The organism is Nostocoides sp., assembly GCF_035343835.1.
GTDB classification, from domain to species: Bacteria; Actinomycetota; Actinomycetes; order Actinomycetales; family Dermatophilaceae; genus Nostocoides_A; species Nostocoides_A vanveenii.
The window spans coordinates 1-7,392 of record NZ_DAOQZV010000164.1 but is presented as its reverse complement, the minus strand read 5'-3'; the positions used below and the strand labels follow the sequence as shown (position 1 = coordinate 7,392).

Below are 7,392 nucleotides of genomic sequence, written 5' to 3'. Positions count from 1 at the left end.
TCCTCGGGGTAGAGCACCTTGGAGATGTTCTCGGCGAAGGTCTGGCTGCGCACCGCCTGCGCGTAGTCGCCGGCGTTGAAGATGTCGAGGTCGAAGGCCCGTGTCGCCCGCGCGCGCCACAGGCGCAGCGTGTTGACGACGCCGTTCTGGTAGCCGGGGACCATGTAGTTGTAGCGGATGCCGAGGACGTCCCAGCCGTGGATCCACTTGACGCGGTCGCGACCGGCCTCGTCGACATACCTTTCCGTGTGCCCGCCGAAGTGCACTGGGACTTCCATCTCCGGGTGCGCGATCTCCCAGGGGTCGCCCATCGAGAGCCAGTTGTCCGGGATCTCGACCTGGCGGCCGTCGACGAACGTCTGCTTGAAGATGCCGTATTCGTAGCGCAGGCCGTAACCGATGCACGGGGCGCCCATGGTCGCCATCGAGTCGATGAAGCAGGCGGCCAGGCGGCCCAGCCCGCCATTGCCCAGGCCCGGCTCGACCTCGACCTGGCGCAGCGCATCGAGCTCGATTCCGCAGGCGTGGAGGGCGTCCTCGGCGATCTGGGTCAAGTCGGTCGCCAGGAGGGCATTGTCGAGTTGACGGCCGAGCAGGTATTCGGCCGAGAGGTAGCCGACGGCGCGCTCGGTGTGGGAACGCCGCTTGCGCGCGGTCTCGAGCCACCGGGCGGTCAGGTAGCCACGCACCGTCCGAGCGAGCGCGAGGTACTGGTCGTTGAGGGAGGAGCGGGAGAGCGGGACGCCCTGCCCGTAGTTGAGCTCCCGGAGGAACTCCTTGACGAAGGCGTCGACCGAGTGGGGCGGCGAGGCCACCGGGCCGCGGGCCAGCGGGTGGCTCGGCTCCAGTGACGCGCCGCGCTCGTGGAGGTAGGCGTGGCCCTCGCCGGGGGTGGTCTGGGTCGCGACCTGGGGAAGGTCGAGTTCCTGGGCGGTGTCGGTCACGCTAGCTCCTTGATGATGAGCATGGAGTGCCCTCCGAACGTGGAGGACCGGTGGGACGTCGATGTAAGCGGTTTCTCGACGTCCAGGATACGACCACGCCGCATGGCGAGCGTAATCTCGGCCAGGTTCTGGGCGCCCGTCAGCCGCCCAAGGAGGTGACGCTCGACTGGGGCAGGTCCTGCACCGTGATGTCCGGCCAGCGCTCGCAGTCCCAGCCGAGCAAGTCCTCTTCGGTCCGGAAGAGGCCGTCGCCGAGCGTGACGCGGGCCAGGACGGCGTCCACCAGCTGCGGTGCGCAATCGGTGCCGTAGATCGGCTCGGGCACCAGATCGCCACGGTTGGCCACGGCGCAGGAGATGACGGTCGCGACGAAGTCCGCGGACACCGGGGGAGCCAGGACGTTGCCGCCGGCGAGGAAGGACTCGCCGCGATCGGATCCGAAGCGCAGCGTGATGCACGGAACACCGAGAGCGTTGGCCTCCTCCTGCATGCTTCCGGAGTCGGTGGCGATCGCCGCGCAGTTCATCATCGCCGCGATCACATCGCCGTAGAGCGCCCACACCTCGGTGCTGATGAAGGTATCCGGGAACTCCTCGACCAGGGCATCGAGACGCCCCTGCAGGCCGAAGCGCTCGATGGCGCCCAAGGTTCCGAAAAGGCTGACCCACAGCACGCTGTGACCGGAGCGGACGAGTTGCTCCACGGCATCGAAATAGACCCGGAAGCGCCGCTCGTCGGTGGTGTTCTCGCGGCGGTGCAGGCAGACGCGAATGAACTCGCCGGAGCGCAACTGGGGGAAACGTTCGAAGATCGTTGATTCGCCGGCCCGGTCCTTGGCGCGGGTCATCTCATCGACGACCGTGTTGCCGACGACGACGATGGAATCGCCGGGAAAGCCCTCGTTGAGCAGGAAGCGGCGATCGAGCGCGACCGGCGCCATGTGCAGCCCGGTGCCGGCATCGGCCACCCGGGTGTTGAACTGCTCGGGGAAGGGCTCGCGGCTGCCGAGACGGAAGGTCTCGATCTCGCGGTGCGCGGACCGATAGCTCTCCCAATCGAATTCGCCGGCGGAGACGGCCTCGAACTGGGCCATGAGGAATTCCCGCGAGAGCGAAAGAGTTCGGATGCCAGCCTCGACGTGGACGCACGCGATGCGGTTGAGGTAGGCGGCGACCGAGCCTGCCATCGCCGTCATCGTGTCGCCATGGGTGTAGGGCAGCAGGGTATGTCCGGCGGCGACGCCTTCGGCGAAGAGCACATTCGCGCAGGCGATCAGCGCGGCGGCCTTGGCGCCGAGGTCCGGCTGATCGCTCATGTCGATGTGCAGCCCGACGGTGATGCCGAACTCATCGAGCATGCCGCCGGAATAGGCGTAGTCGGTGTGCTGGCCGCTGTGGCAGACCAGCACTTGCAGACCACGATGGGTCAACTCGCGGATGACGGGGGCCTGCTTGATGATGTCCGGCTTGGTGCCGATGAAGACGACATGGATCGGCTCTCCGGTCTGGTAGCCGGCGAGCACCCGACGAACGGTATCCCGGTCGGCATCGGTCGCCGCGCTGGTGATCGTGACATCGAGGGTGGAGGCGAGGGGCTCGGCCTGCATTACTGCGACTTCTCCTAGGGGTCATTTCCGGTTCGGCGCGCCGGCGCTGCGTCGCAGCCGAGCGAGGACTTCTGGCGAACGCTCGAGCAACTCCAGCGGCACGACCAGCACGGTGTCGTCGGAGGCGACGACGGCGAGCCCGGTCAGTCCAGCCGTCATGATATCCATCGTCGAGCCGTTGACGACGAGAGTGTCGCGGCTGCCCTCGTCGGTGCCGGAGCCCAGGAAGACCCGGTCATGACCGGTCGTCTCGGCGAGCATCCGGTATACCGACGGCCAGGTGCCGATGTCGTGCCAGCCGAAACCACCGTCGATCACACCGATCGGGGAGCCATTGGCGATGAAGGCGTCGAGTTCGTGCTTCGGGCCGCCCGCGCCGTCGTAGGACGCGATCTCGCGCATGTCGTGGACATAGCGGTCAATCTTGGCGAAGAAATCCGGGGCCGCCTGCTGGTAGACCGTGAGCAAGGTGGTGGCCGCGAAGCAATAGTGCGAGGTGTTCGAGTAGAGCGTGCGGGTGGCGGCCAGCTTTTCGAGGGTCGCCTTGTCGGGCTTCTCGATGAAGTCGCAGGCCTCGAAGAGGCCGGGCACCTCGAGGTCGCTCTCCTCGACCCCGATGTAACCCAGGGATGTGTCGAGTTCGGTCGGTTTGACGCCGAGGAGCAGGATGCGCTCGCGATGCTCCTCGACGGTGCGGAAGGCCCGGTCGGCCGCCTCCTGGAAGGCCGACAGGGGGGTGACGGAGCTGTCGGTCGCGGCCGTGAGAACGACGGCCTGCGGATCTCGTCTGGCGATAGCCGCGGCCGTGAGGTGGTAGGCGGCGGGCTTGCCTTGTGGGTTGGGCTCGAGGATGAGGTTGCCCGGGTCGAGTCCGGGGATCGCCTCGAGGGCGCCGCCGGCATACTGCCGGGTGGTGGAGATGAAGATGTTCTCGGTGCCGACACAACTGGCCAGCCGTTGGAAGGTCTGACCGATCAAGGAGAGCGATTCGCCAAGGCCCTGGAACTGCTTGGGCGAGGTGTCGGTGGACAGCGGCCACAGCCGCGAACCCCGGCCGCCGGCGAAGATCACGGCGTAACGATGCGGGCCGGCAATAGCGGGGGACATGCGTCGGGCTTTCTTGTGGTGGGAGTCTTGGAAGGATGCCCGGGTTTACCGCTCAGGTCAAAACCGCTCAGTGTGCGGCCGCCCCCGGTCGGCGGCGATGGATCAGGCTCACGATCAGGACGACGACGGCGCCCACCAGGCCTCCGGCGAGCGCCGAGGCCAGGGTGTTGGCGAGCCAGCCGAGCAGTCCACCGATCCCACCGACCCCGTGGAGACTTTCTTCGAGGTGGTGCACCGCGGCATACGGGGCATGCCAGCCGAGTTCGTCGACGCCCTTGAGGAGGATGTGCCCGCCGACCCAGAGCATCGCGACGATTCCGACGGTCGAAAGGACCGACATCACCTTGGGCATGGCCGCGACCAGCGCGCGCCCGATCCGTTGACTTGTGGCAGAAGGGCGTTCGGCCAGGCTCAGGCCGATGTCGTCCATCTTGACGATCAGCGCGACCACGCCGTAGACCAGTGCGGTCATGGCCAGGGCGACGACGATGAGGATCATCGTGCGCATCAGGAACGGCTCGTGGGCGACCTCGTTCAAGGAGATGACCATGATCTCGGCGGAGAGGATGAAGTCCGTGCGGATGGCGCCCTGGGTCATTGTCTTCTCGTAATCGACACCTTCCATCGCGGCGGGCTCGGCCTGCTCCTCGTGCCCGGCGAGCTTCTCGTAGATCTTCTCGGCACCCTCGAAACACAGATAGGTGCCACCCAGCATGAGGATGGGCGTCAGCAGCCAGGGCGCGAACTGGCTCAGCACCAGCGCCGCCGGGGTGATGAAGAGCAGTTTGTTGCGCAGCGAGCCGATCGCGATGCGCTTGATGATCGGGAGCTCGCGATCGGCGGTGAAGCCGTGGACATAGCGCGGTGTGACGGCGGTGTCGTCGACGACCACTCCGGCCGCCTTCGCCGTGGCACGGCCCGCAGCGACACCGACATCGTCGATGGACGCGGCCGCGACCTTGGCCAGGGCTGCGATGTCGTCAAGCAGGGCGACCAGTCCGCCGGCCATCGTCTGAAGTCTCCTTGGCTGCGGCGGGCCGCGTCGGTGTGTGTCGAGGGCAGCCACCAGGGTAGCGGCCAGGACCGCGTCAGCCGATCGGAGCGAACGCCGCGGTAAAGTGGCGCAGGGCGGGCGGTTCGTCGACGATCCGGTAGCCGGGCAGATCGGGCGCCTGCGCCTTGACCCGCTCGGCGACCTCGATGACATAGTCGATATGGCTTTGCGTATAGGTGCGCCGCGGGATCGCCAGTCGCACTAATTCCATAGCCGCCGGCCGCTCCGAGCCGTCGGGCTGCCGCCCGAACATCACCGAGCCGATCTCGCAGGAGCGGATCCCTCCGGTCTCGTAGAGGGCCACGGCGAGGGCCTGCCCCGGATACTCCAGCGCCGGGATGTGCGCAAGGAGCGCCGCCGCGTCGATATAGACAGCGTGCCCGCCGGCCGGTGTCAGGCACGGGATGCCGAGCCCGACCAGAGCGTCGGCCAGATAGGCCGTCGACCGAATCCGATAACGCAGGTAGTCCTCGCTGACGACCTCTTTCAGGCCCTGTGCGAGGGCTTCGAGGTCGCGGCCGGCCAGGCCGCCATAGGTGGGGAAGCCTTCGGTGAGGATGAGCAGATTGCGGCACTGGAGCGCGAGGTCGTCGTCGTTGAGGGCGAGCCAACCCCCGATATTGCCCATCGGGTCCTTCTTCGCCGACATCGTCATGCCGTCGGCCAGGCCGGTCATCTCGCGGATGATGTCGGGGATGGTGTCGTGCTCGCGGCCGGGCTCGCGGGTCTTGACGAACCACGCGTTCTCAGCGAAGCGGCAGGCGTCGAGGAAGAGCGGCTTGCCGGCCGCGCGGCATACGTCCGCGACGGCGTGCAGGTTCGCGAGCGAAACTGGTTGCCCGCCACCGGAGTTGTTGGTGATCGTCATCATGACGACCGGGGTCTCGGCGCCCCGCTCCGCCAGGAGCGCCTCGAGCCGCCCGATGTCCATATTGCCCTTGAAGGGGTGGTCCGCCTGCGGGTCGCGGCCCTCGGGGATGACCAGGTCGACCGCCTCGGCGCCGGTGAACTCGATATTGGCGCGCGTGGTGTCGAAGTGGGTGTTGCTCGGCACCACCTTGCCCGGGCCGCCAAGGACCTGGAAGAGGATGCGCTCAGCCGCTCGGCCCTGGTGGGTCGGGATGACGTGGGCATAGGGGAAGAGCTCCTGCACGGCATCGCGGAAGACGAAGAAGCTGGGCGAGCCGGCATACGACTCATCGCCGCGCTGGATGGCCGCCCATTGGTCGCGGCTCATTGCGCCAGTCCCGGAGTCGGTGAGCAGGTCGATGAGCACGTCGTCGGCGTGCAGTTGGAAGAGGTTGTAGGCCGCGTCGGCAGCCTTGGCCCGCCGCTCGGCGGCTGTCGTCATGCGCAAAGGCTCCACGGAGTGGATGCGGAAGGGCTCGATCACGGTGCGGAACTCGACGTCGTTGTCACTCACCCTCGGACGCTATCGGGCCCTCCTGGGGCCAGGTGGATGACCGGCGGGGAGTGTCTGGTCACCGAGACACTGCCCGCCGACGCCACCCGGTTCAGTGGCGGGCGATCGCCACGTCGGTGACCGGGAGACCCAGGGCGCTCGCGAGCGCCGACACGGGCGCGTCCAATTCCGCCTTGTGCGGTCGCCGCCTGCCGGCAAACCAACGCACGTCCAACCCGCGCCGCCGCCCGGATCCGGTCAAGCGCCAAAAGCCACCGAGGCGGCCGTCGATCAGCAGTGGCGCGAGAAGTTGTCCGTTGTCCTGCATCCACAGCACGCGGTAGTTGTCGGGATCGACGAAGCGGGCGCGGGCGGGCGGGTCGTAGCCGCACAACAGCGCATCGAACTCGGGCAACAAGCGAATCCCGTTGGGCACCAACGACTCCCACCCGTCCTCGGCCCGTATGCCGGCGGGCTCGTGGTAGTCGCGCCCGTCGGGTCCCGTCGTGGTCACCAGATCAGTGCGCCGGGCGAGCGCCGCGTCGACGGCGCGCAGCCCGAGGCCCGACCACCAGGCGAGGTCCTGGCGGCTGCTGGGCCCGTGGGCGCGCAGATGCAGGTCGAGTGCGGCATCGGCCATGGCCTCCGGGTCGGCCTGGAGGGCGCGGCGAGCCTCGCCATCACCGAGAAGCGTTGCCGCCGTGCGATATCCGGGTGCGCCTTGACCGGACCAGGCGCCCGCGAGCGGACGTCGCAGCAGTCCGCCGTGGCCGAAGGAGAAGTAGCGGCCGGCCGGCCCGGCCAGCCGCGGTGTCGCCTCCGGGTCCTCGGTGGCGATCCACCCGGTGAGGTGCGCCTGGAGCTCGTCGGGCGTGCGCCATGTGGTCGCGGCATACGACTCGATACCGGCCCAGGCGTCCTCCAACGTCCGGTCGACAAGACGTAGCGTGCGCGCCCACAAGGCGCGCTGCCCGATGCGAGTTGTCGCGTCGAGGACTCGATGATGCTCGGGGATGCTCGTGTGGACGGTGCCGCGGATTGTGCTGCCGCGCACAATCATCATGGATTCGTATGCCGCACTGAGAGTTTCGTGATCCGCCCCGGGTAGGCGGGCGGCGAGGGCGAGGAACGGCGAGCGTGCGGTCTGGGACTGGATCGGGCCGATCGCGGCGATCGCCTCGACGACCTCGTCGAGGGTCCGCTGCCGGCAGGTCCCGTCCCGGCCGGCCGCGGGGAACTGCCGCGCCAGGCTGCGCCCGGCCAGCTCGGCCCATTCGGC

The 7,392-nt window shown here is 68.1% G+C and carries 6 protein-coding genes; all 6 read right to left on the bottom strand.

The window, feature by feature from the left end:
• The coding region (locus PKH97_RS11590) for a glycogen/starch/alpha-glucan phosphorylase (protein ID WP_324387605.1) at nt 1–848 on the bottom strand (848 nt) is incomplete at its 3' end.
• Nucleotides 849–1,083: 235 nt separating this feature from the next.
• Nucleotides 1,084–2,550 carry a UDP-N-acetylglucosamine 2-epimerase gene (locus PKH97_RS11585; RefSeq protein ID WP_324387604.1) on the bottom strand — a complete coding sequence of 489 codons (1,467 nt, stop codon included), beginning with the start codon at nt 2,548–2,550 and terminating at the stop codon, nt 1,084–1,086.
• 21 nt (nt 2,551–2,571) lie between these two features.
• On the bottom strand, nt 2,572–3,657 hold the full coding sequence (locus PKH97_RS11580; protein WP_324387603.1) for a sugar phosphate nucleotidyltransferase: 1,086 nt from the start codon (nt 3,655–3,657) through the stop codon (nt 2,572–2,574).
• A gap of 67 nt (nt 3,658–3,724) precedes the next feature.
• Nucleotides 3,725–4,666 (bottom strand): DUF808 domain-containing protein, encoded by a 942-nt coding sequence (locus PKH97_RS11575; RefSeq protein ID WP_324387602.1) that lies wholly within the window; start codon nt 4,664–4,666, stop codon nt 3,725–3,727.
• 79 nt (nt 4,667–4,745) lie between these two features.
• Entirely contained in the window at nt 4,746–6,134 is a 1,389-nt protein-coding gene (locus tag PKH97_RS11570; RefSeq protein ID WP_324387601.1) for a tryptophanase, read from the bottom strand.
• Between the two features lie 91 nt (nt 6,135–6,225).
• On the bottom strand, nt 6,226–7,392 hold a 1,167-nt coding region (locus PKH97_RS11565; protein ID WP_324387599.1), incomplete at its 5' end, for a crosslink repair DNA glycosylase YcaQ family protein.